The organism is Thorsellia kenyensis, assembly GCF_042432445.1.
Classification (GTDB): Bacteria; Pseudomonadota; Gammaproteobacteria; order Enterobacterales; family Thorselliaceae; genus Thorsellia; species Thorsellia kenyensis.
In genome coordinates this window covers 1-23,297 of record NZ_JBHLXE010000071.1, presented here as the reverse complement: position 1 = coordinate 23,297, position 23,297 = coordinate 1, and the positions used below count along the sequence as shown (strand labels likewise).

Sequence of the window (23,297 nt, the reverse complement as noted above, 5' to 3'; positions counted from 1 at the left end):
CTCATTCGTTATGTTACCTACAATAGAGTTAGAAAATGACAACAAATATAGATAAAGAAACACACATCGAAGCAACATCAAATTCAAATGAAATTAAAAATGAGATGACCTTTGCGTCATTAGGTTTAATGCAAGAAATTTTATCTGCATTGACAGACTTGGGCTATGAAAAACCCTCGCCAATCCAAGCTGCATGTATGCCTCATTTATTGAAAGGTAAAGATGTATTAGGTATCGCTCAGACAGGGAGTGGTAAAACAGCAGCATTTTCATTACCATTATTGCAAAATCTAGATGTTAATCTGAAATCACCACAAATTTTAGTGCTAGCTCCTACACGTGAACTGGCAATACAAGTGGCTGAAGCATGCGAAACATTCACAAAATATATGAAAAATGTGAATGTAGTAGCCCTTTATGGTGGTCAACGCTATGAAGGACAATTAAGATCACTTAAGCAAGGACCACAAATTGTTGTTGGTACGCCGGGTAGATTATTAGACCATTTGGAAAGAGGCACTTTAAAGCTTAAAGACATCAAGGGTCTTGTGCTAGATGAAGCAGATGAAATGTTAAGAATGGGTTTTATTGATGATGTAGAAACTATCATGTCAAAGATCCCAAGTGAACATCAAACTGCACTATTCTCTGCTACGATGCCTGAAGCGATAAGACGTATCACACGTCGCTTTATGAATGAGCCTGAAGAAGTACGCATTAAAGCAAGTGATACAACCCGCCCTGACATAAGCCAAAGTTTTTGGCGTGTTGCTGGTGTTCGTAAAAATGATGCACTGATCCGCTTTTTAGAAGTAGAAGCTTTTGATGCGGCAATTATTTTTGTAAGAACTAAAAATGCGACAGTAGAGGTTACAGAAGTTCTTGAAAAAGGCGGATACAATGCAGCTGCACTGAATGGTGATATGAATCAATCATTACGTGAGCAAACATTAGATAGATTGAAAGATGGTCGACTTGATATTCTTGTCGCAACTGATGTGGCTGCAAGGGGGTTAGATGTTGAACGTATTAGCCTTGTTGTAAACTATGATATCACACAAGATGCAGAATCTTATGTGCATAGAATTGGTCGAACTGGACGTGCAGGTAGAGCTGGGCGCGCACTTTTATTTGTTGATAGCAGAGAATACCGTTTACTTAAAAATATTGAACGTACCATGCGTATTGTGATCCCAGAAGTTCAATTACCTACAGCAGAAACGCTAGCTGCACATAGAATTCAATCTTTTACTGAAAAAGTAAAAACAGAAATCGAAAGCCATGATTTAGATAAATACCAAGCACTGATTGAAAAAATTCAACCTCAAGGTATTGATATTGAAACATTAGCTGCAGCACTTCTTAAAATGGCTCAAGTATCAAGACCATTAGTCATAAAACCAGATCCTGTTATGAGAAATAAACCTTCGAGAGATTTTGATAGAAAAGAGTCCCGTTTCGAAGGACGAGGAAGAGAAAGAGAATCAAGAGGAGCTGATAATAGTCGCCCTGAGCGTAAAGAACGTCGCCAAGTTGGTGATATGGATTTATATCGTATAGAAGTCGGACGCGATGATGGTGTAGAGGTAAGACATATTGTGGGCGCCATAGCAAATGAGGGCGATATCAGTAGTCGTTATATAGGTAACATCAAGTTGTATCCTACTCATTCTACTATTGAATTACCACGTGGGATGCCAACTGATATTTTAGGCCATCTTACTAAAACCCGAGTGCTGAATAAACCATTAAATATGCAATTTGTCTCACAGGTAGAAGCGCAATCAGGAAATGGCAGACCTGCACGTTCATCTGATGATAGACGTGGTCCAAGAGGCGGTAATCATGAAGGACGCCGTGGAGGAGCTGATAGGCCTCGCTCGGCTGGACGTTCTGATAAATCATCTTTTACTAGAAAGCAATTTAGTGCATAACACTTTATTGCATAGATGAATAAGATGAAATGAGTTATTTAAGTGCCGTTTTTCTTTAGAATGACGGCATTTTTTTTCTCTAATGAGTGAGTGGATCACTTTTCATACAGAAAATTAAGCTTCCTAGATAGGAAAGTTTAACTTTCCGTAGTTGAAAATAGGCAAAATCTGAAAAACGTGCATGACATAATATATTTGATCAACTAGAATAAATTTTATTATCCTAAGAGTAAATGCAGGGATACACTATTATTTATATTATAAAAAATAACACTGTTTTAAATAGATTGTTTAGTTCTCTCATAGAACAAACTTAAAGAATGGAAGCTAGATTCATGACTTATAAATACATTAAACAAGCGATTAAAAATCAACGAAGAACACTACAAGAAGTCGCTGCAGCATGTGGAATAAGTAAAGGATATTTAAGTCAACTTTTAAATGATAAGGTCAAAGAGCCCAGTGGTCAAAAGTTGCAAAAAATTCATGAGTACTTGAGGATTGATTTTCCTAAAAATAACGAGATACAGGGGGTTATTTTTGGTAAATTCTATCCTTTACATACAGGGCATGTTTATTTAATACAAAGAGCAGCAAGCCAAGTCGATAAATTGCATGTAATACTCTGTTATGATGAACCTAGAGACAAAGCTTTATTTGATGCGAGTCAAATGTCAAAGCAACCAACGATTAGTGATAGGCTAAGATGGTTATTACAGACTTTTAAATACCAAAGTAATATTAAAATCCATCTGTTTAATGAAATTGGTATTGAGCCCTACCCTAATGGTTGGCATGACTGGCGTGACAGCGTTAAAGAGTTTTTAAATGAACAAGGCATTGTGCCTGATTTTATCTATTCAAGTGAATTAACAGATACTCCTAAGTATAAAGAGCTATTTAATGCTAAAACTATCCTGATAGATCCTAAGAGAGGTGTAATGCCTATCAGTGGGGAGAAAATACGCCTGAATCCTTTTCAATATTGGGAATACATACCAACAGAGGTTAAGCCATTTTTTGTCAGAACGGTTGCTGTTATTGGTTGTGCGCTAGTAGGTAAATCGACACTTGTCAATAAACTATCAAATACATTTAATACCACAAGCGCTTGGGATTATAAAAAAGAATACCTTTTTACGCATCTAGGGAATGAAGTCAAAGCGCTCCAATTTAATGATTATGATAAGATTGCGCTTGGTCAGGCTCATTACATTGACTTTGCAATTAAATTCGCCAATCGAGTAGTTTTTGTCGATACCGATTTTGTATCATTACAAGTTTCTTGTAAGAAAAATATGGGTAAAGAACACAACCTTATACAGGCCATGATTGATAAATATCGTTTTGATTTAGTTTTATTAATAGAAGATGAAAAGAACCAAACAAATATGTCTACGCGTACAAAAGTCATAATAGATAGCCTAGACAAAAATGCAATAGGCTATGTCAGGATTAAAGAAAGTGATTATGATAAAAGGTACTTAGCTTGTGTAGAACAAGTCAATCAGCTACTAGGTTTTAAAGAATAATATTACTTTTTACCTCCACCTAGGCACTCTGGAGAGCTCAAATTATCAATTTTTTGACTCTCCCATTCTTTACTTGTGAAAGTGTGAAGTGCTAATGCATGTATAGGATTTTTCATTAACTCTGAAAGTAACCCATAAATTGTCTGATGGCGCTTTATTAATGATAGATTGTTAAATGCCTCACTGACAATCACTACATTAAAGTGAGTTTCTGAATTTTTTGGTACGTTGTGCTTATAACTTTCATTTTCAATCCTTAGGTAGCTAGGATTAAGTTCCGCTAATCGCTGGTTAATTTGAGTTTCAGTATTCATGATAGGCCCCTTATTTGCATGGAAGTGAATGACTATTTTATCATAGATGATTTATTTTAACTTATTTTAGGTTTAAGCTTTAGTTCAACAGTGATACAATTATTAAAAAATAACCTTAATTACTCAATTGATATTTAAGAGGAACATCATGAATTTTAAAAATATAGCTTTAGCAACAACTCTATTAACAACAGTTTTTTTAACTGCTTGTGTTGCACCACAAAATAACAAAATTAATCTAGCACCTAGGATCACGCTACCAAATCAAGATCTTACAATTAACGCAACATCGATTAATGTGGTCAGTGTAGATAATAGAAGTACCGCAACCTTAGCTAAATTGGAACGCAAAGGAGAATTAATTGAACTAATGCCTAATCGTGATGTCCGTTTTCTACTCCAGGAAATAGTTGAGAAGCAAATGGCAGCCAGAGGGTTTTCAGTTGGTGGTAATGCCCCTGTAACAGTCCAAATCATCCTAAATAGACTTGATGCGAATGTGACAGAAGGTAATTTAAAACATAGAATCGATGCTGTTGTTGAATTAACATTGCAAACTAGATCGGTAAATAATTCTTTACAACACAGTAAAACGTATCGTGGGCAATATTCACTCGAAGGTGCATTAACAGCTTCGCAAGCTAAAATAGAAGAAGTGCTTAATACTGTGCTTACAAATGCAATCAACGAGATGGCACAAGACAACAGTGTAGCAACATTTATACGTCAAAATTGATAATAAGATATGGTCCGGTTATCTGATTGCATCTATTAAATCGTTTTTATACGATACAAAGCTACTAAATAGGGGGATAAGCCCCCTATTTAGTAGCTAGCTTGTGAGCTTTTACGATCCTAAGTCTTCTTAGAGAGCAATCTTGATTAAGTCGAATTACCCAGAAATAAAATCAAAGAACCATAATTAAAATACTTAATAAAACAACAATACCAATGAGTATTAGACATTTTTAACACAAATATTACATTGCTTATTATCAATCTGAGTAAAGAAATCATTACCTTTATCATCCACAAGAATAAACGCAGGGAAATTTTCAACTTCGATTTTCCAAATTGCTTCCATACCAAGCTCTTCATAAGCCACACATTCTAACTTCTTAATGCTTTGTTGTGCAAGCACGGCAGCTGGTCCACCGATACTCCCGAGATAAAAACCACCATGTTTTTTACAAGCATCAGTTACTTGTTGGCTACGGTTACCCTTAGCAAGCATAATGAGACTTCCACCATTCGATTGAAGAATATCAACGTAAGAGTCCATTCTACCTGCTGTGGTAGGACCTAATGAACCTGATGGTAAACCTTCAGGTGTTTTGGCAGGGCCAGCATAATAAATAGGATGGTTTTTAATATAGTCAGGTAACGGTTGATTATTATCAATAAGTTCCTTGAGCTTGGCGTGTGCGATGTCTCTTGCCACGATAATGGTTCCAGTAAGCGATAGTCGTGTAGCAACAGGATATTGAGAAAGTGTTTTTAAAATATCAGCCATTGGTTGGTTAAGAGAAATACTAACGACTTCACCTTCGCCGGCTTTACTCAATTCTTCAGGAATAAATTGAGCAGGGTTATTTTCTAGTTTTTCTATCCATATACCCTCTTTGTTAATCTTAGTCTTAATATTTCTATCAGCTGAACAAGAAACACCCATTCCAATAGGGCAAGATGCACCATGACGAGGAAGGCGAATCACACGAACATCGTGACAGAAGTATTTACCACCAAATTGCGCACCAATACCTAATTGTTGAGCTTCAAGTAAAAGTTCCTGCTCCAGTTCGATATCTCTAAATGCTTGACCATGTTCATTTCCTTCTGTAGGAAGCGTATCGTAATAGTGAGTCGAAGCTAATTTTACTGTTTTAAGATTTGCTTCAGCAGAAGTACCACCAATAACAAATGCAAGATGATAAGGAGGGCAGGCTGATGTGCCGAGAGATTTCATTTTTTCAACAAGGAATTTTTTTAACACATTTGGCGAAAGGGTCGCTTTGGTTTCTTGGTATAGAAAGGTTTTATTTGCAGAACCGCCACCTTTTGCAATACATAAAAAATGATATTCATTACCATCAACCGCATAAAGATCGATTTGTGCAGGTAAGTTAGTGCCGGTATTTACTTCTTTAAACATATCAATAGGGGCATTTTGAGAATAACGCAGATTATTGTTAATAAATGCATCATATACACCCTTAGATAATGCAGCTTCATCACCACCACCAGTCCAAACTCCTTGTCCTTTTTTACCCATGATAATAGCCGTTCCTGTATCTTGGCATGTAGGTAAAATTCCTTTTGCCGCTATTTCCGAATTTCTAAGAAATTGTAAAGCAACATATTTATCATTATCACTCGCCTCAGGATCATGCAATATTGAAGCCACTTGTTTTTGGTGACTTGTTCTTAGCATAAAGGAAGCATCATGAAATGCTTGCATAGCCATTAAAGAGAGTGCCTCAGGATGAACTTTAAGACAAGTTTGTCCCTCTAATTCAAAAGTAGAAACGTGATCACTTGATAAAAGATAATATTCGGTATCATCTGGTGAAAGAGGAAAAGGGGCTTGATATACAAATGGTTTATTAGACATATATTGGCTCTCTTAAGTTTGATAAAATAAGTGATAAAATAAGTTAAAAAAATGTTAATTACCGGATTGATAGCAAAGCATTTTTTAGTTCGTAGTGTAACACGAAACATAACCATCTAAATTGATTAATAAGCCTAACATGACTTAAATCATCTTAGCAAATCCAATTTGTTTAATTGGGATATAACGCATGCCTAAAGAACTATTTTTTTGCTTTTTAATCTGAATTTGTTAGGTTAACCAAAGCGAGTTCAATTGCTTGACAGTGCAAAAATAATGCTTACTTTATACTACCCAAAATGACTAAATATACAAGAGTTACTTCCAGTTGCATGTACAGATAGTATTCCAAGGACTATTCAGGTGGCGCAAACTTAACCAAAACCTGCATCTTGATTGCTATTGGGTGGAACTGTTGCAAATCGTCAAATTAGCTGATAAATATAGTCTATTTACTTCACTCCATATGGCTAACGTTTGGACATCAAATGAAAAGGGACATGATTAATTTAGCGGCTATGCCCTGCATCTATAATGAATCTTATGTATTATTTTACCAAAAATAATTTTTATGAGGATTGAATAATATTTTATTCACTGCAGAACTTTTCTAATTCATACACACTAAATTGTACTTTATCAAGATTTGATGAATACAACGCTAAAATTATTCTGTTTTAAAATCTCAATTTATTAACAACAAAATTTAAAGAATTAAAAGATGCCAAAACAATAAAAAGAATTAGCAATTTTGCAACAAATTATGCAGAAAAATAAGTACATAAGCGAAATAAATACTTTAATATTTTTACCACTTTATTGATTTAAGTTATAAAGAAAAGGCGAATAAGCCCAATTGTTAAGAGGATGTTAAAAATTTGTGTGTGTAATGTAACTTAGTTGTGGTTTAAAGATTAAAAGTAACACGGATATCACAACATTTTGAAAGTATGATTTACTTTGTATTGCAATATGACTTAGAATAATGCGTGCTTTGAAAACTCCATTAATTCTATTATGTCAGAGGTTCTTCAATGAATTTATTAAATAAATACAAAACCTGGCTAAAAACAATGGGTTTTTTCACACTTTTTGCTTCTCTGTTTGTTCTAACGGGATGTGAAAATGCTGCACTTATTAACTCGAAAGGGGCAGTAGGTGTTCAGCAACGTGATTTAATCTATTGGGCTATAGGCCTTATGCTGATTGTTGTTATTCCTGCTATTGTTCTGTCCGTATTTTTTGCTTGGAAATATAGAGCATCAAATACTAAAAATGAGTATAAGCCGGACTGGGAACACTCAAATAAGATTGAATTTGTTGTTTGGATGGTTCCTTTAATTATTATTATCATTTTAGGAACAATCACTTGGAAAACAGCCTATTCTTTACATCCATATAAACCACTTGAAAGCGATAAAGAACCTTTAGTCGTAGAAGTCGTTTCTTTGGATTGGAAATGGTTATTTGTCTATCCAGAACAAGGTGTTGCAGCTATAAACGAATTAGCTCTACCTGTTGACAGGCCTGTAGAATTTAGATTGACTTCTCAATCAGTCATGAACTCATTTTTTATTCCTCAACTAGGTGGTCAAATTTATGTGATGGCTGGTATGCAAACTAAGCTAAATTTAATTGCTAACGAGCCTGGGGAATTCAAAGGCATCTCTGCAAGTTACAGTGGCCCTGGTTTCTCTGGTATGAAATTTAAAGCCTTAGCTAAAAATGAAAATGATTTTGATGCTTGGGTAAATAAGGTTCGTGCTGAGGGTGCAGATTTAAATAGCTTTGAAGCATACAAAGTCTTAGCAAAGCCCTCTGAAAATGCACCAGTACAATATTTTACTAATATTAAACCAGGCCTTTTTAGAGACGTCGTGACGCAGTTTTCTCAAAATTTATATGCAGGTGATAACGCTGGGCATGCTAATCACGCAGACCATGGCGGTCAAAGGCACGATGAGAGTGCTCATCATGCACATGATGCAGCGACTCATTAATTCTATTTAGAGGAACGAAAATATGTTTGGAAAATTAACGTTAGATGCCGTTCCATTACATGAACCAATAATCGTAGTAACACTTCTTGCTATTGGTATAATTGGTGCTCTCGTAGTGGGACTTCTCACACGCTATAAATTGTGGGGTTGGCTATGGCGCGATTGGTTTACTTCAGTAGATCATAAGCGTATAGGTATTATGTATATCGTGGTTGCATTTATTATGCTCTTTAGAGGCTTTGCTGATGCGTTATTGATGCGTGGACAGCAAGTCCTTTCTTCGGCTGGCGAAGCGGGGTATTTAAATGCACACCACTATGATCAAATTTTTACTGCCCATGGCGTCATCATGATCTTTTTCATGGCAATGCCATTTATTGTGGGTTTGATGAATATTGTTGTTCCATTACAAATTGGTGCAAGAGATGTGGCATTCCCATTTTTGAATAACTTGAGTTTCTGGTTGTTTGTTGTGGGTGTTGTACTTATCAATATTTCACTCGGTGTGGGTGAATTTGCTCAAACCGGTTGGCTTGCATATCCTCCGCTCTCTTTGACAGAATATAGTTCTGGTACGGGCGTAGATTATTGGATTTGGAGCCTTCAGATCTCAGGGATAGGTACCTTGTTAACAGGTGTTAACTTTTTTGCCACCATTTTAAAAATGCGTGCTCCTGGCATAACTTTAATGAAAATGCCTGTATTCACATGGACATCGCTTTGTGCGAATATTCTTATCATCATCTCATTCCCTGTATTAACTGTTTCTATTGCACTTTTAACGTTAGATAGATACTTAGGTACGCATTTTTTCACCAATGATATGGGTGGGAATATGATGATGTACGTCAACTTGATTTGGATTTGGGGACACCCTGAAGTTTACATTCTTGTACTACCAGTATTTGGTGTATTCTCGGAAGTTACTGCGACATTCTCACGTAAACGTCTGTTCGGGTATACCTCTTTAGTCTGGGCAACAGTTGCTATCACAATTTTATCATTCATTGTTTGGCTCCATCACTTCTTTACGATGGGAAATAGTCCTGCGGTTAATGCATTCTTCGGTGTAGCGACAATGATTATTTCTATTCCAACAGGTGTCAAAATCTTTAACTGGTTATTTACCATGTATAAAGGACGCGTTGAAATGGAAGTGCCCATGCTTTGGACGATAGGTTTTTTAGTTACTTTTACTATTGGCGGAATGACAGGCGTTTTATTATCAGTGTCTGCTGCGAACCCAGTACTTCATAATAGTTTATTCTTGATTGCTCACTTCCATAACACAATTATTGGCGCTGTGGTCTTTGGATGTATTGCAGGATTTACCTATTGGTTCCCTAAAGCAATGGGCTTTAGACTTGAGCCTTTCTGGGGTAAATTGGCATTTTGGTGCTGGTTCATAGGCTTCTATGTAGCATTTATGCCTCTTTATGTACTTGGTTTCAAAGGTATGACGCGTCGTTTAAGTCAAGGTATTGATCCTGAATATCACACTCTTTTAGTTGTGGCTGCGATTGGTGCAATAATTATTGCAGTAGGTATTGCAAGTCAAGTGATTCAAATTATTGTAAGTATTAAAAATAGAGATAAACTTCGCGATGTAACTGGCGATCCTTGGAATGGACGTACTTTAGAGTGGGCGACTTCATCACCACCTCCTTTCTATAACTTTGCAGTTTTACCTAAAGTATCAGATAGAGATGCAGTGAGTGAAATGAAAGCGAACGGTACATTGTATAAAAAACCAAAATCTTATTCTCCAATTCATATGCCAAAAAATACGGCTGCGGGTATGTATATAAGTGGTCTTCTCTTGGTCATGGGTTTTGCACTCATCTGGCACATTTGGTGGTTAGCACTTGTTGGCTTTGTGGGATCAATTGTAGTTTGGATAATTAAAAGTTTCGATGAAGATATCGATTACTATGTTCAAGTCGATAAAATTGAAGAAGTTGAGAATGCTCACTATGCAGAACTTGATAAAGCAGGAGTGAAATATGACAAGTAATACAATGCAATTTGATGGTCATGCTCATGATTCACATGATGAGCATCATCATGATGCTCAAGGAACTAAAGTATTAGGTTTCTGGGTATATTTGATGAGTGACTGCTTAATTTTCGCAGCACTATTTGCGACTTATGCGGTCTTAGTGGTCGGTACTGCTGGTGGTCCGACCCCGAGTGAAATTTTCGAAAACTTGAATCTTGTTATTGCTGAAACAGCGTTTTTATTAATCAGTAGTATTACGTTTGGTTTTGCTATGCTGGCTATGAAAGTGAATAATAAAAGTGGAATTTTAATATGGCTTTTTATCACTTTTTTGCTGGGTTCAGGATTCTTAGCTATTGAACTTTATGAATTTCACCATCTGATTAGTATCGGTGCTGGCCCTGATAGAAGTGGTTTCTTATCTGGTTTCTTTGCACTTGTTGGAACTCATGGTATTCACGTAACTGCTGGGCTTATCTGGATAATTGTTATGTTGATTCAAGTATCAAGACGTGGTGTTACTGAAACAAATTGTACTCGCTTGATGTGCTTAAGTCTTTTCTGGCATTTTCTTGATGTTATCTGGATTGGCGTATTCACCTTTGTTTATTTGATGGGGAGCATATAATGAGCGCAAATCATTCACCTTCAGCACATTATCATGGTTCAATGAAATCTTATGTTATTGGGTTTGTTTTAGCAGTTATTTTAACAGTGATCCCTTTTGCCGTTGTGATGAATATGCCAGAAATGGCGTCGTCAACTAAAATGGTGATTATTTCTGTTTGTGCGGCTATACAAATGGTTGTGCATATTGTTTATTTCTTACATATTAATACGTCAAAAGAACAACGTTGGAACTTTATTTCTATGATTTATACGATTATTGTCGTAGGCATAGTAGTTGCAGGTTCTGTTTGGGTATTGGTGAGCTTGCATCATAATATGATGCTTAGTTAAGTATGTAAAATGAATAATATTTTAAGTGAGGTACATTTCACTTAACTCCTAAGGCTGCATTTTTTTGCAGCCTTTCTCATTTTTATGTTGGTTGCTAAAGTTCTCTTCATAATGATTTCAATATAAAATTCACTCTTAGTGAATTAAGTGATACTATTACAATTATGTTAAAAGCGTATATTCAATTAACCAAACCAGGGATTATTTTTGGAAATTTAATAGCTGTATTCGGGGGCTTTTTCTTAGCCACCCGTGAGGCTTATCCGTTTCTGCTTTTTTTTTGGTCAATCTTAGGCGTTGCTTTGATAATTGCTGGTGGTTGTGTCGCAAACAATCTGATAGATAGGGATATTGACGCCCTAATGAAGCGTACTTCTATGCGAGCTACGGTAACAGGTGAAATAAGTCTTATTGCAGGCTCTTTTTATAGTGTAATTCTGACAATAGCTGGTTTACTGGTTCTATTTTATTTTGTCAATCCTCTCTCAGGGCTTTTGGGTTTACTTGGTCTCTTAGTCTATGTAGGATTTTATTCATTATACTTTAAACGCAATTCGATTTACGGCACTTTAATAGGCAGTGTTTCTGGGGCTGTTCCGCCAGTTATTGGTTATGTCGCTGTGACTAATCATTTTGATTTAAGTGCGCTTATTCTTCTATTGATGTTCAGTGTATGGCAAATGCCACATGCATATGCTATTGCACTCAATCGTTTTGAAGATTATAAAGTAGCTAAAATTCCCGTTTTACCGCACGTAAAAGGTCTAAAGCGCACACAAGTAGAGTGTCTTATTTACTGTTTTATTTTTCTATTGTTAAGCACTGCCTTAGGATTAATCGAACAAAAACGCTTAGCTTACACTTTTGTAGCATTTATTTTGAGTGTTTATTGGTTATTTCTTGCTTTTAAATTATTTAAAATACCCTCGAGTAATACTACTTTTCAAGATCAAATGCCGTTAACCTTATGCTATCAAAGAGCATCGAAAAAGTTATTTTATTTTTCTATTATTCTTATTACTTTGTCGAGTCTTGCTATGGCAATTCCCTACTAATTATATCAATTAGCAAAGATTAAATTCTTTATTATTCATCCAATTTTGCTAACTTCAAAAAATTAAAAAGTATTCCCACACTTAAAAGGATCACAAATATAGAGATGACAATTGAAAATCACCATAAAGAACAAACAGAAACTTATAAATGTGGAATAAATAGTTCTTTGGAACTGACAGAAAAGAGTAAAATAGATGATTCTACGTATGAAAAAAGAGAGAGTTTTATGATTCAGCAAAACCAATTAGCTTCCCATTCAGAGCGTTTTATTGCTTATGTCATAGATATTTTAATTATTGATTTAGCCCATATCCTTTTACTCTTTGTTTCGGGGATAAATCTTTTTGAAAATATACTCCTTGTCGATAACAATGGAGATATTTCACTTGAAAATCTAAATTTTGAAAAACATATTTATCTATTTAGTTTTATATTGTGGCAAATACCAATGTTGTTATTTGCTTTTTTAGAATCAAGTAAACTAAAAGCATCACCAGGGAAATTATTGCTTGGTATGGCAGTTATTGATGAGCAAGGAGGTAAACTAACATTTTTGCATGCCTATTTACGTAATCTGATCAAATATGTAGTGCTGCCATTTCTTTTTCCGTTAATTATCATTCAATTTATTTTGAAAAATAGGCAAGGACTCCACGACTTAATTTTGGCTAAATCCTATGTTGTAGATAAAAATAAATTAGAAAGTAAATCAACCAGTACTAAACCTAAAAGTGAATTAATACAAAATAACGACAAGGATAAACCTAATATTATTAGCTAATTTTATAAATATTCTCCTCGTAATTATTTTTCGTGGATGATCTTACTACTTTTCCAATTATATTCCTTGTTAAGACTGCACTGTTTTTCTACTGTGCAGACTTTATGTTGTTAAAGTAGATTGTATTTCGATGGTAAGTCAGCTGCAATAATTCATGCTAAAACCTATATCTTGATTTTCACCAGGCCCACAATAAATTCCTGTGGCTTTTAAGATAAGTGTTACTCTCGCTACTGAGTTTCTATTTTAAATCAAAAGCTTATGTTTTTTATCTAGAGCGCAGAAATAGCCAATTGTGAGAATACATATCTAAAACTCAAAATTGCATTCTACATATTCAATGAGTTTTACTGATAAGTATAAAAGATGCTGTTCTTCTATATTTTTCATTAAATCATAACCTACCTATCTCATTAATATAAAAATAAGTATTTATTATCAATAAACGCTAAATCAAAAGAGCAGCAAGGGAACTACTATTGACTATTCGCGAATAAGTTTTGATAAAGATTAATTCTGTGCGTCTATAAATCATTGAATAATATCTTAATCGTTTAAGCAAAAACTTTCATTCATTATATTCGCGCCAACTGATGTGATTTTCTAGCCTAATTATACTATAGTTAATTGATTTCAAGTTAGTACATTCCTAGTATCTAAATTAACTGAATGAGTAGCGGTAAAAGGAAGAAAAAGAATAGCTATAAGATCATACGGTATCTATCTTTCTAAGGTGAGTGTTTCATAGAATATTGTTATTATACACTTTGTATGATTCTACCTTAAAATAAGTTCATAGCTATTATAAACAATAGACATAATTGATGGATGATAGAATATATAAAACTAATTAATTAGTTTAATTGTTAACAGAGAAATAAAGCTATGATATTGGTAGTTCAAAAAGTTAGAGGAATTATTAGAATGGTGGCCCCAGCAGGACTTGAACCTGCGACCTGCCGATTATGAGTCGGATGCTCTAACCAACTGAGCTATAGGGCCTTTAAAATATACGGAAGATTATATATGTTTAAGATGAAAAAATCTAGTGACTTTCGTTTATCTGCCGTATTTTTAATCTTTTTTAGTCATCCAGGAAGCTTCTTAATACATCAGAACGGCTTGGATGTCTTAATTTACGTAATGCTTTCGCTTCTATTTGACGGATACGCTCACGTGTAACATCAAACTGCTTACCTACTTCTTCTAGAGTATGATCTGTATTCATATCTATACCAAATCGCATACGCAAAACTTTTGCCTCTCTTCCTGTTAAACCACTCAAAATTTCCTGGGTGGCATTTTTGAGACTTTCCATCGTTGCAGATTCAATAGGAAGTTCTAACGCGGTATCTTCGATAAAATCCCCTAAATGTGAATCATCATCGTCTCCAACTGGAGTTTCAATAGAAATTGGTTCTTTAGCTATTTTAAGTACTTTGCGGATTTTATCTTCTGGCATTCCCATTCTTTCAGATAACTCCTCAGGTGTAGCTTCCCTGCCCATTTCTTGGAGCATTTGCCTTGAAATTCTATTGAGTTTATTGATTGTTTCGATCATATGAACAGGTATACGGATAGTTCTTGCTTGATCTGCAATCGAGCGCGTTATGGCTTGTCTTATCCACCATGTGGCGTAAGTTGAAAATTTATACCCACGACGATACTCAAATTTATCTACCGCTTTCATTAACCCAATATTGCCTTCTTGGATTAAATCAAGAAATTGTAAACCGCGATTAGTATATTTCTTAGCGATAGATATAACTAAACGTAGGTTAGCCTCTATCATCTCTTTTTTAGCAAGTCTTGCTTTTGCTTCGCCTAATGACATTCGTTTGTTTATGTCTTTTGCTTGCTGTAATGTTAAACCCGTATTTTTTTCAATCTCGCAGAGTGCGTTTACAGCGCGTTCCACTTCATCCCTCACCGAGGGTAACTTCTCTGCAAAAGGTTTTTTCAGACCACATGCTTTATCAAACCATGACATAGAAGTTTCTTTACCAACAAAATAGGCCATAAAATTCTTTTTAGGCATTTTGCAATACTCAACACACAATTTAGTGATAAGCCTTTCTTGTTCACGGATTTCATCCATCATGGTTCGCATGTTCGCGACTAAATAATCAAATTGTTTAGAGACTAATCTAAATTGTTTGAATATATCTGAAAGCTTGATAATTTCAGCTACTGATTTAGCATGAGACCGGCCATGTTTTTTTATCATCGCTAGAGTGATTTCATACTGTCCAGATAATTGACCAAATTTTTCTCTTGCGACTTCTGGATCTATACTGTTGTCTGTTTCACCCGCATCAGCATCAACTTCTTCATCGTCTTCAGGCTCATCAATATCTGTGTCTATAGGTTCATCTTCCAACGTTAATTCTGTTTCGACATCAGACTCTGCTATTGTTGGATCAACAAATGCCACGATAAGATCAGATAATCTGACTTCATTAGCTTCAACGAGCTTATATTGTTCTAAAAGATAAGATATTGCTTCAGGGTATTCAGATACTGCAGATTGTACTTCATTTATGCCATCTTCTATACGTTTAGCAATAGCTATTTCACCTTCACGGGTTAACAGATCAACCGTTCCCATTTCTCGCATGTACATTCTTACTGGATCAGTTGTACGACCAATTTCAGATTCTACACTTGATAATACTTGTGTAGCTGCTTCAACCGCATCTTCGTCGGTTTCAAGCGGTGGGGCTGTCAAAAGAAGATCATCAGCATCAGGGGCAATATCTAAAACCTGAATACCCATGTCATTGATCATTTGGATAATGTCTTCAATTTGATCTGAATCGACAATATCTTCAGGTAAATGGTCATTAACCTCAGCATAAGTTAAATACCCTTGCTCTTTGCCTTTTGTTACAAGGATTTTGAGCTGTGACTGTGGTGAGTTTTCCATATGTGCTTTCCGATTAAATGTACATTAAAAAAGTGAGAGGCTACAAGGCGTAAAATAAAGCCATGTTGTAAAAAGAGTCATTTAAATTTAGATTAATAATCTTAGACTTTTAATTATATCATATTCTAACAAGTTTTTCTCAAATTTCTGCATTAAATGAGCAATTAAAACGGATCAAAATATATAATTTGCTGCTAAACAAAATGAGATCATCAAGATACGTCTAAAGATAATGTTGAGTTAATATAAGCTTTTTCAAGAGTCAGTTTAGTTTTTTTTCAAAGCGACCGTTAGAGCTTGTAATTCCTGTTGTTCCTCTAGTGATAATTTTCCGGCTAGTTTTGATTTTGAAATTAACTCGTCTTGTCTAACTTCAAGTAATTCGTCATATAAATTGGCTAAGGATTCTAGGAAGGTATCTTCTATATATTCTTCTAAAATCTCATGCTGTATGGCAGCAAACTTTTTAACGAACTCACTTAAGTTAGGGATGGAGTTGAGATCTTCATCAGATTCAATTAACACTAAGAGTTGCCCAGTTGAAAGATTATTTTTACTTCTACTTAGCTCAATTAGGTAGTTAAATATGGCTAAGTCACTAAATATATTTTCGTCTAATCCCTCAGTGGAGGGAACTAAATCCACAAGATGAGGATTTTGTATTAGCAGCATAAGTAATATATTGAGGTTAGGGGAATTTTTCTTTTCACTTAGTCCTGAAGTTAATGCCTTACTATTTGATGGTATTGTCTTTAGCGATGTAAAGGGTTGCGCCAATTTTGAATTGAAATCAGCTCTTTGGTTTCTATCATGCTTTGGTTTTCTTGATTGTTGAACCAAATACGCATGAAATAACTGTTCAATTTGTACTGAATCTCTAAGTCCTATTCTGTTACCTAGTTGTCTCTTTAACAATAGTTGATGAGTAATACCTGGAACTTGCGCAATTAATGGGATAGCTTGCGCGCTTAATTTAGTGATCCCTTGTTTGTTGTCTAATTCTTTATCTTTTATTAAAGTTTCAAATAAAAATTCATCATAACCCATTGCATCATCTAGCAATTGTTCAAATTGTGTTTTACCAATTTTTCTTACTAAAGTGTCAGGGTCTTCTCCCTCAGGTAAAAATGTGAATTGGATTTGTTTGCCATCTTCTAAAATCGGAAGAGCCGCTTGTAATGCTCTGTATGCTGCATCACGACCTGCTTTGTCACCATCATAGCAACAAATAACTGTATCTACTGAACGAAAAAGTAACTGCAGATGTTCTTTAGATGTTGCAGTTCCTAAAGTGGCTACAGAATTGATTACGCCAAATTGGGCAAGTGCAACAACATCCATGTAACCTTCAACGATAATTATTTTAGAAGGAGGCGGTGAGCTATTAATCGCTTCATAAAAGCCATAGAGGTGTTTACTTTTTTGAAATAAAACTGTTTCTGGCGAGTTTAGGTATTTAGGTAAGATATTTTCTATGACTCGTCCGCCAAAACCTATAGTTCTTCCTCGCTTATCTCTAATGGGAAACATAATTCTATCGCGAAAGCGTTCATAATATTTTTTATCTTCATTTTGCCCTAGCATACCGAGTAGGGAAAGTGTTTCAAACTGCTCTGCACGATCTTTAATTCTGTTAATTAAGCTATTTTTTGAAGCAAAACCTATTTGGTATTTGGCTATTATTTCAGAAGATACTCCTCGATTATTCAAGTATGTATTTGCAGCTTCTGCAGTAGGGTAAGTGAGTTGTATTTGATAGAATTGGGATATTTTATCCATTAATTCATAGAGATTGACTTTGGTGTCTCTCTGTAGCCTATTTTTACCATTTGACGATTCATAGGGAACATCGAGCCCTTGGCTTGATGCCAATTCTTCGATTGCATCAACAAAATCTAATCTGTCGTATTTCATTAAAAAACCGATTGCATTTCCTGACTCACCGCATCCAAAGCAATGAAAAAATTGTTTCGATTGACTGACGGAAAAAGAAGGGGTTTTTTCTTGATGAAAAGGACAACAAGCAATATGGTTATTCCCACGTTTTTTTAGCTTAACTCTTGAGTCGATTACATCAACAATATCAACACGAGCTAATAAATCACTAATAAAATCTGAAGGTATTCTACCAGACATGCAAGCCTCAAAAAACAAAACCGCAGCTTAGCTGCGGTTGTAATAGATATTTTAAACGAGTGAATAAAAGCAACTAAGCTAAAATTTACGTCAAAAAATTTAGTATAAACGAGTTCTACGTGCATTCTCACGAGCTAATTTTTTAGCATGGCGTTTAGCAGCAGAAGCTTTAGCGCGTTTACGAATTGTTGTTGGTTTTTCATAAAATTCACGTGCACGAACTTCAGCTAATATACCTGCTTTTTCACAAGCACGCTTGAAACGACGTAAAGCAACGTCAAATGACTCATTTTCTCTAACTTTAATAACTGGCATGTGCCCTTTACCTCAATTTGTGTTGTTTAGGCCTAACTTAGGCGGTTAAATTTTAAACATCTTTTAATTTCATACTAAATTTGTACTATTAAAATGATTGTTAATTTTACATTTTAACCGTGAAGTTGTAAAGTCAAAAAGAAAATTAAATCAATAAATTTTCAAAACAATTCCAACCTCCGACTACCCTTATCTCGCCTTGAAGACTGCACGTATTAATATGTTTATAAGGCGAGGCAAAAGTAATAAATGGGAACATTTAACTATTTGAGACCTTTGAATTTCTGTATGAATTTTGAGCTCGCATATTTAGTAATCAGGTTGCGATTTAAAAACAAACAAAATATATGCAAAATAACAGCATTTCGGTATGAATTTACACCGCTTTTTCCATTTGATGATAATTCATACCCTTATGCAAAGCTCTCTATTTATTATAAAAAATTATAATCATCAGGCAAAGCCTGCGTTTATACATTCGATAATTTTGGATAAAATCAAGCAAATCTTGATCTTAATACAGAACTTAATTCATCATTCAATTCTTTTAAAATATCAATTGTGCTATCAAAACTGATGCATGAATCAGTTACAGATACACCATAGACCATTTCATTTTTTGGGCATTCAGATGATTGATTACCCTCAAAAAGATTACTTTCAATCATTAAACCAGTAATTGAACGATTTCCTTCTAATATTTGTTCTTTCGTATTTCTAGCAACTAAAGGTTGATTTCTATAGTCTTTATTAGAATTTGCATGGCTACAGTCAATCATTAATGAAGGTTCAATATTTGCTTTTGCTAGGGCTGCTTCACAAGCTAAAATATCTTCTTTTTTGTAATTTGGGCATTTTCCACCGCGTAAAATAATATGACCATCTGGGTTTCCTTGGGTTTTTAATAGCGCAACTTGACCTTGTTGATTGATACCCACAAAACTGTGTGGCATAGCAGCAGATCTCAGAGCATTGATGGCAGTGTCTAAACTGCCATCAGTTCCATTTTTAAAGCCTACAGCCATAGAGAGCCCTGAAGCCATTTCTCTATGCGTTTGTGATTCTGTTGTTCTTGCTCCGATTGCAGACCAACTAAACAAATCGCCAAGATATTGTGGAGAGTTTGGATCTAAGGCCTCAGTTGCTAAAGGAAGACCAATCTTAGTTAGTTCTAGGAGCAATTTACGCGCCTTTTGTAATCCCTCTTCAATTGCAAAAGAACCGTCCATATGAGGATCATTGATTAATCCTTTCCAACCAACCGTAGTACGAGGTTTTTCAAAATAAACTCTCATTACAATATACAAATTGTCTGACAGTGAATCAGAAAGCGCTTTCAATTTGTGGGCATACTCGATTGCAGCGTCAACGTCATGAATAGAACATGGGCCACAAACAATAAGCAGTCTGTGATCTCTTTTATGGATAATATTAGAGATTGTTTTTCTAGCCTCAGCAATAAACTTTGCTCCTTCTTGGCTTAATGGATACAGCGCTTTTAGCTGCGAAGGTGTCATTAGAATACTTTCGTCTGTGATATTTACGTTATTTAAATTATCTTTATGTACATTCATATTTACAGTCTCTTTGATAAAGTGGATTAGTTAGATAGAATTGTTTGTTTTATCTCCTTAAAAGGAGTGTCAAACTCGCAAGTATCCTACTAAGTTCACCCCAAGGAGTAAACTTAGAAGTACAATCAGCAAGCTAAATTATTTTCTTATTTAAGGTTTTGATTGATTAAAGTCCTGTTTGTAATCTAAAGTTTACGTTTCAATTGGGGTGTAAACTTGATCGTAAAAAAAGAGAGGAAGTATTCTAGGGGAATTCGTAAAAATATGATGATTTATTGGAAAAAAAAGGTAAAATTAGTCGAGATGTTTTGTAATGTATTATTTACAGAGACTTTCTGTATTGAATCAATTAAGGGGAACTGAGTTAATGGCTATTAACGAATTAAGTGATTTAAGGCAGCAAATTGATTCAATAGATCGTGCACTTTTGGATTTGCTGCATTCTCGTTTGGCGTTGGTAGAACAAGTAGGAGAAGTAAAAAGCCTGCATGGTTTACCTATATATGATCCTACTAGAGAAAAAAGCATGCTTACTAAAAGACGTGCAGAAGCAGAATCTCTTGGGATATCAGGTGATCTCATTGAAGATATCTTAAGGAGAATCATGCGTGAATCTTATACAAGTGAAAATGATAAGGGTTTTAAGAAATTAAATCAGTCGCTTGGTGATATTGTTATTATCGGTGGTTATGGACAGATGGGGCAATTGTATGCGAAGTTGTTTCGTTTATCTGGTTACCAAGTTGTATTATTTGGGACGAATGATTGGCAAGATGATATTAAAGTAAATGCACTTAAAAATGCAGGGCTAGTGGTGATTTCTGTTCCTATTAGTCAAACTATCGAAGTGATAGAAAAACTTCCTATATTAAAAGAAGAATGTATTTTGTGTGATTTAACTTCAATAAAACAAAAACCACTCGATGTAATGATGAAAAAACATACAGGTCCAGTTGTGGGGCTCCATCCTATGTTTGGTCCCGATGTTGTAAGTCTTGCTAAACAAGTAATTGCTTTGACAAAAGGTAGGCATGAAAAAGCATATAATTGGCTTATTGAGCAATTCAAAATTTGGGGAGCCCATATAGTAGAAACAACACCTGAAGAACATGATGAATGCATGCAGTTAATTCAAGCTCTTAGACATTTCACGACTTTTGTCTATGGTTTAAATCTGAGTAAGCAGAAGGCTAACTTAAATACATTACTCAATTTGTCTTCTCCAATCTACAGATTAGAACTTATCATGGTTGGTCGCTTGTTCGCACAAGATCCTACTCTATATGCAGATATTATTATGTCATCTGATAAAAATATCGAAACGATCGATAAATTTTATCAGATTTTTTCAGAAGCTTTAGTTATGATAAAAAATAAAGATAAGTATTCATTTGTTCAGGAATTTAATCAAATTTCTCAATGGTTTTCAGACCACGCTGATCAGTTCTTAATAGAAAGCCGCAATTTATTAAAACAGGCTAGTGATAGTAGGAGTTAATCGGCGTTAATGATAAAAGTGTAGTAATATGTACTTTTACCTTTCTAATATGTTAGAAAAAAAATTTTGCATAGCTTAGTACTTTCAAAATATCTGTATTTAGTGAGTACAAGAAACTTAGATGGAATTGATAGAGGAATAGAAGATGATTCGCCACATTGTGATGTTTAAATTAAAAGAAAATGCTGAGGGATATTCTAAAGCGGAAAATTTAGAAAGGGTGTATAACGCTTTAATGGCTTGTAAAAATTTACCTGGTATCACACATTTTGAGGTAATTATTGCTGGAGATAAATTAGAGGCGAGTATGGATGTATTATTAGACAGTACATTTATTGATAAAGAAGCCTTAGATGCTTATCAGATAGCACCGATTCATGAAGTTGCTAAAGAGTTAATCGGAAAAGTACGAGAAGAAAGAGTCGTATTTGATTATGTTAAATAGTTGCCTTTTTCATAAATAAGAGTTATTCATATTTTGACGTAAAATCAATTTTGTTGTAATCTTTCAATCAGAATTAAGTGTAGTCATATTGAAGATTTAGCAATTCTACATCATGAGGTCTTTAAAGGATTTTCATGAGATTTATTAAATTAAACAAGGAGTTCTTATGGTGTCTTTATTTAAAAAAAACTTTCTAGCCTCAAGCGTGGCTTTAGTTTTAGTCGCTTCCTCAGCATTTGCTGCAGATGAAAAAGCAAATATAGATCTTTCTAAAGTAGGTTATGCAATGGGCAGCTCCCTTGCAAGTTATGTTGACTCAACTTTAGAAGAGCAAAAAAATTTGGGATCTGAAATCAAAAAAGAAGACTTGATTCGTGGGCTCCAGGAATCATTAGATGGTAAAAGTACCATGAAAAAAGAAGAAGTTGATAAAATATTAAGTGATTACACAAATGATTTACAAGCTAAAATGCAAGCTAAATTGGAGGCGGATAAGTTAAAAGTTCTTGAAGAAGGTAACAAATACCGTCAGAATTTTGCCAATCAAAGGAACGTAATTAAGACTGAAAGCGGTCTACTTTACTTAGTTGAAAAAGAAGGCGAAGGCAAGGCTCCTTTAGCTACAGATACAGTTACTGTTCACTATCGTGGTACCTTGACTGATGGTACTGAGTTTGATAGTTCTTACTCTAGAGATAAGCCTGCTACTTTCGGCTTAGGGCAAGTGATCCCTGGCTGGACTGAAGGATTGCAAAAAATTGCACCTGGTGGCAAAATTAAATTGGTCATTCCACCAGATTTGGCTTATGGTGAATCGGGTCAAATGAATATACCACCTAATTCAACATTGGTTTTTGAAGTGGAGCTTTTAGAAGTTAAAAAGGCAGAAGAAGCAGAACCTAAAGCTGCTCAGTAAATAACACATATTCGTCAATATTTTGCTTGGTGAATATGCTTTTCTTTTAAACCTCCTCAACTAGCTGTCAGTTGAGGAGATTTATAGCTTCAAATGTATCTACTAGTTACCACTCTTTATAAGTTAAAATGCCTTCCACTATCTTTATTCCAAGAACTATCTCAGCAGTTCAAACTTTGTTATTTTTTCTAGGTGATTTTTAAATTTGCAGAGTTTTGCATGTGACATTTAATGCAGGGGGAGATCAAACCTTAACCAATTGATCAAAAAATAAATAATATCAATTGACATTAAGATGTT

The 23,297-nt window shown here is 34.8% G+C and carries 18 protein-coding genes and 1 tRNA gene; 12 read left to right on the top strand and 7 right to left on the bottom strand.

What is annotated here, in order from left to right; translation table 11 throughout:
* Window positions 1–104: 104 nt before the first annotated feature.
* Both ACFFIT_RS06360 and nadR read left to right on the top strand, forming a co-directional pair.
* Window positions 105–1,934, top strand: a complete 1,830-nt coding sequence (locus ACFFIT_RS06360) for a DEAD/DEAH family ATP-dependent RNA helicase (protein ID WP_385876856.1) — start codon at window positions 105–107, stop codon at window positions 1,932–1,934.
* 335 nt (window positions 1,935–2,269) lie between these two features.
* The gene (gene nadR / locus ACFFIT_RS06355; RefSeq protein WP_385876812.1) at window positions 2,270–3,466 is read left to right on the top strand and encodes a multifunctional transcriptional regulator/nicotinamide-nucleotide adenylyltransferase/ribosylnicotinamide kinase NadR; all 1,197 of its coding nucleotides are present in this window, start codon (window positions 2,270–2,272) and stop codon (window positions 3,464–3,466) included.
* A 2-nt stretch (window positions 3,467–3,468) separates the two neighbouring features.
* On the opposite strand, the gene ACFFIT_RS06350 is transcribed toward nadR, so the two are convergent.
* The gene (locus ACFFIT_RS06350) at window positions 3,469–3,780 is read right to left on the bottom strand and encodes a BolA family protein (RefSeq protein WP_385876811.1); all 312 of its coding nucleotides are present in this window, start codon (window positions 3,778–3,780) and stop codon (window positions 3,469–3,471) included.
* 148 nt (window positions 3,781–3,928) lie between these two features.
* Here ACFFIT_RS06350 and ACFFIT_RS06345 point away from each other — a divergent pair, with 148 nt between their 5' ends.
* Entirely contained in the window at window positions 3,929–4,516 is a 588-nt protein-coding gene (locus ACFFIT_RS06345) for a YajG family lipoprotein (RefSeq protein ID WP_385876810.1), read from the top strand.
* A gap of 222 nt (window positions 4,517–4,738) precedes the next feature.
* Here the strand turns inward: ACFFIT_RS06345 and fumA are convergent, their stop codons facing one another.
* Complete coding sequence (gene fumA, locus ACFFIT_RS06340) at window positions 4,739–6,391, bottom strand: class I fumarate hydratase FumA (RefSeq protein WP_385876809.1); 1,653 nt, start codon at window positions 6,389–6,391, stop codon at window positions 4,739–4,741.
* 1,034 nt (window positions 6,392–7,425) lie between these two features.
* On the opposite strand from fumA, the gene cyoA reads away from it, so the two are divergent.
* The 6 genes from cyoA to ACFFIT_RS06310 all read left to right on the top strand — a co-directional run bounded on the left by cyoA (window position 7,426) and on the right by ACFFIT_RS06310 (window position 13,187).
* Entirely contained in the window at window positions 7,426–8,391 is a 966-nt protein-coding gene (gene cyoA / locus ACFFIT_RS06335; RefSeq protein ID WP_385876808.1) for a ubiquinol oxidase subunit II, read from the top strand.
* A 22-nt stretch (window positions 8,392–8,413) separates the two neighbouring features.
* Window positions 8,414–10,405, top strand: coding sequence for a cytochrome o ubiquinol oxidase subunit I (gene cyoB, locus ACFFIT_RS06330; RefSeq protein ID WP_385876807.1), 1,992 nt, complete (start codon window positions 8,414–8,416; stop codon window positions 10,403–10,405).
* A complete protein-coding gene (cyoC, locus tag ACFFIT_RS06325; RefSeq protein ID WP_385876806.1) occupies window positions 10,395–11,018 on the top strand; it encodes a cytochrome o ubiquinol oxidase subunit III in 624 nt (207 codons plus the stop codon). Before cyoB ends, cyoC begins: the two co-directional genes overlap by 11 nt.
* Window positions 11,018–11,350 (top strand): cytochrome o ubiquinol oxidase subunit IV, encoded by a 333-nt coding sequence (gene cyoD / locus ACFFIT_RS06320; RefSeq protein WP_385876804.1) that lies wholly within the window; start codon window positions 11,018–11,020, stop codon window positions 11,348–11,350. The genes cyoC and cyoD overlap by 1 nt, the downstream gene beginning before the upstream one ends.
* 164 nt (window positions 11,351–11,514) lie before the next feature.
* Complete coding sequence (gene cyoE, locus ACFFIT_RS06315) at window positions 11,515–12,405, top strand: heme o synthase (protein ID WP_385876803.1); 891 nt, start codon at window positions 11,515–11,517, stop codon at window positions 12,403–12,405.
* A gap of 104 nt (window positions 12,406–12,509) precedes the next feature.
* Window positions 12,510–13,187 carry an RDD family protein gene (locus ACFFIT_RS06310; RefSeq protein ID WP_385876802.1) on the top strand — a complete coding sequence of 226 codons (678 nt, stop codon included), beginning with the start codon at window positions 12,510–12,512 and terminating at the stop codon, window positions 13,185–13,187.
* Between the two features lie 925 nt (window positions 13,188–14,112).
* Here the strand turns inward: ACFFIT_RS06310 and ACFFIT_RS06305 are convergent.
* From ACFFIT_RS06305 to ACFFIT_RS06285, 5 genes are all read right to left on the bottom strand, one after another.
* Window positions 14,113–14,189, bottom strand: a tRNA-Ile gene (locus ACFFIT_RS06305).
* 82 nt (window positions 14,190–14,271) lie between these two features.
* Window positions 14,272–16,113: an RNA polymerase sigma factor RpoD gene (rpoD, locus tag ACFFIT_RS06300; protein WP_385876801.1), complete on the bottom strand. Its 1,842-nt coding sequence runs from the start codon at window positions 16,111–16,113 to the stop codon at window positions 14,272–14,274.
* 267 nt (window positions 16,114–16,380) lie between these two features.
* Complete coding sequence (gene dnaG / locus ACFFIT_RS06295; RefSeq protein ID WP_385876800.1) at window positions 16,381–18,249, bottom strand: DNA primase; 1,869 nt, start codon at window positions 18,247–18,249, stop codon at window positions 16,381–16,383.
* A gap of 99 nt (window positions 18,250–18,348) precedes the next feature.
* Window positions 18,349–18,564 carry a 30S ribosomal protein S21 gene (rpsU, locus tag ACFFIT_RS06290; protein ID WP_093320333.1) on the bottom strand — a complete coding sequence of 72 codons (216 nt, stop codon included), beginning with the start codon at window positions 18,562–18,564 and terminating at the stop codon, window positions 18,349–18,351.
* A 497-nt stretch (window positions 18,565–19,061) separates the two neighbouring features.
* The gene (locus ACFFIT_RS06285) at window positions 19,062–20,138 is read right to left on the bottom strand and encodes a 3-deoxy-7-phosphoheptulonate synthase (RefSeq protein ID WP_385876799.1); all 1,077 of its coding nucleotides are present in this window, start codon (window positions 20,136–20,138) and stop codon (window positions 19,062–19,064) included.
* A gap of 367 nt (window positions 20,139–20,505) precedes the next feature.
* Between ACFFIT_RS06285 and tyrA the strand changes: the two genes are divergently transcribed.
* From tyrA to fkpA, 3 genes are all read left to right on the top strand, one after another.
* A complete protein-coding gene (gene tyrA, locus ACFFIT_RS06280) occupies window positions 20,506–21,636 on the top strand; it encodes a bifunctional chorismate mutase/prephenate dehydrogenase (RefSeq protein WP_385876855.1) in 1,131 nt (376 codons plus the stop codon).
* A gap of 145 nt (window positions 21,637–21,781) precedes the next feature.
* On the top strand, window positions 21,782–22,081 hold the full coding sequence (locus ACFFIT_RS06275) for a Dabb family protein (RefSeq protein ID WP_385876798.1): 300 nt from the start codon (window positions 21,782–21,784) through the stop codon (window positions 22,079–22,081).
* 166 nt (window positions 22,082–22,247) lie between these two features.
* Entirely contained in the window at window positions 22,248–22,997 is a 750-nt protein-coding gene (fkpA, locus tag ACFFIT_RS06270; protein ID WP_385876797.1) for an FKBP-type peptidyl-prolyl cis-trans isomerase, read from the top strand.
* Window positions 22,998–23,297: the final 300 nt, after the last annotated feature.

Excerpts from the sequence above, each read along its gene's own strand:
- cyoA (WP_385876808.1), top strand. The coding sequence starts at position 7,426 with ATGAATTTATTAAATAAATACAAAACCTGGCTAAAAACAATGGGTTTT.
- ACFFIT_RS06275 (WP_385876798.1), top strand. The coding sequence starts at position 21,782 with ATGATTCGCCACATTGTGATGTTTAAATTAAAAGAAAATGCTGAGGGA.
- ACFFIT_RS06350 (WP_385876811.1), bottom strand. The coding sequence starts at position 3,780 with ATGAATACTGAAACTCAAATTAACCAGCGATTAGCGGAACTTAATCCT.
- dnaG (WP_385876800.1), bottom strand. The coding sequence starts at position 18,249 with ATGTCTGGTAGAATACCTTCAGATTTTATTAGTGATTTATTAGCTCGT.
- ACFFIT_RS06345 (WP_385876810.1), top strand. The coding sequence starts at position 3,929 with ATGAATTTTAAAAATATAGCTTTAGCAACAACTCTATTAACAACAGTT.
- cyoD (WP_385876804.1), top strand. The coding sequence starts at position 11,018 with ATGAGCGCAAATCATTCACCTTCAGCACATTATCATGGTTCAATGAAA.
- cyoC (WP_385876806.1), top strand. The coding sequence starts at position 10,395 with ATGACAAGTAATACAATGCAATTTGATGGTCATGCTCATGATTCACAT.
- tyrA (WP_385876855.1), top strand. The coding sequence starts at position 20,506 with ATGGCTATTAACGAATTAAGTGATTTAAGGCAGCAAATTGATTCAATA.
- nadR (WP_385876812.1), top strand. The coding sequence starts at position 2,270 with ATGACTTATAAATACATTAAACAAGCGATTAAAAATCAACGAAGAACA.
- ACFFIT_RS06360 (WP_385876856.1), top strand. The coding sequence starts at position 105 with ATGACCTTTGCGTCATTAGGTTTAATGCAAGAAATTTTATCTGCATTG.
- rpsU (WP_093320333.1), bottom strand. The coding sequence starts at position 18,564 with ATGCCAGTTATTAAAGTTAGAGAAAATGAGTCATTTGACGTTGCTTTA.
- ACFFIT_RS06285 (WP_385876799.1), bottom strand. The coding sequence starts at position 20,138 with ATGAATGTACATAAAGATAATTTAAATAACGTAAATATCACAGACGAA.
- ACFFIT_RS06310 (WP_385876802.1), top strand. The coding sequence starts at position 12,510 with ATGACAATTGAAAATCACCATAAAGAACAAACAGAAACTTATAAATGT.
- cyoE (WP_385876803.1), top strand. The coding sequence starts at position 11,515 with ATGTTAAAAGCGTATATTCAATTAACCAAACCAGGGATTATTTTTGGA.
- fumA (WP_385876809.1), bottom strand. The coding sequence starts at position 6,391 with ATGTCTAATAAACCATTTGTATATCAAGCCCCTTTTCCTCTTTCACCA.
- rpoD (WP_385876801.1), bottom strand. The coding sequence starts at position 16,113 with ATGGAAAACTCACCACAGTCACAGCTCAAAATCCTTGTAACAAAAGGC.
- cyoB (WP_385876807.1), top strand. The coding sequence starts at position 8,414 with ATGTTTGGAAAATTAACGTTAGATGCCGTTCCATTACATGAACCAATA.
- fkpA (WP_385876797.1), top strand. The coding sequence starts at position 22,248 with ATGGTGTCTTTATTTAAAAAAAACTTTCTAGCCTCAAGCGTGGCTTTA.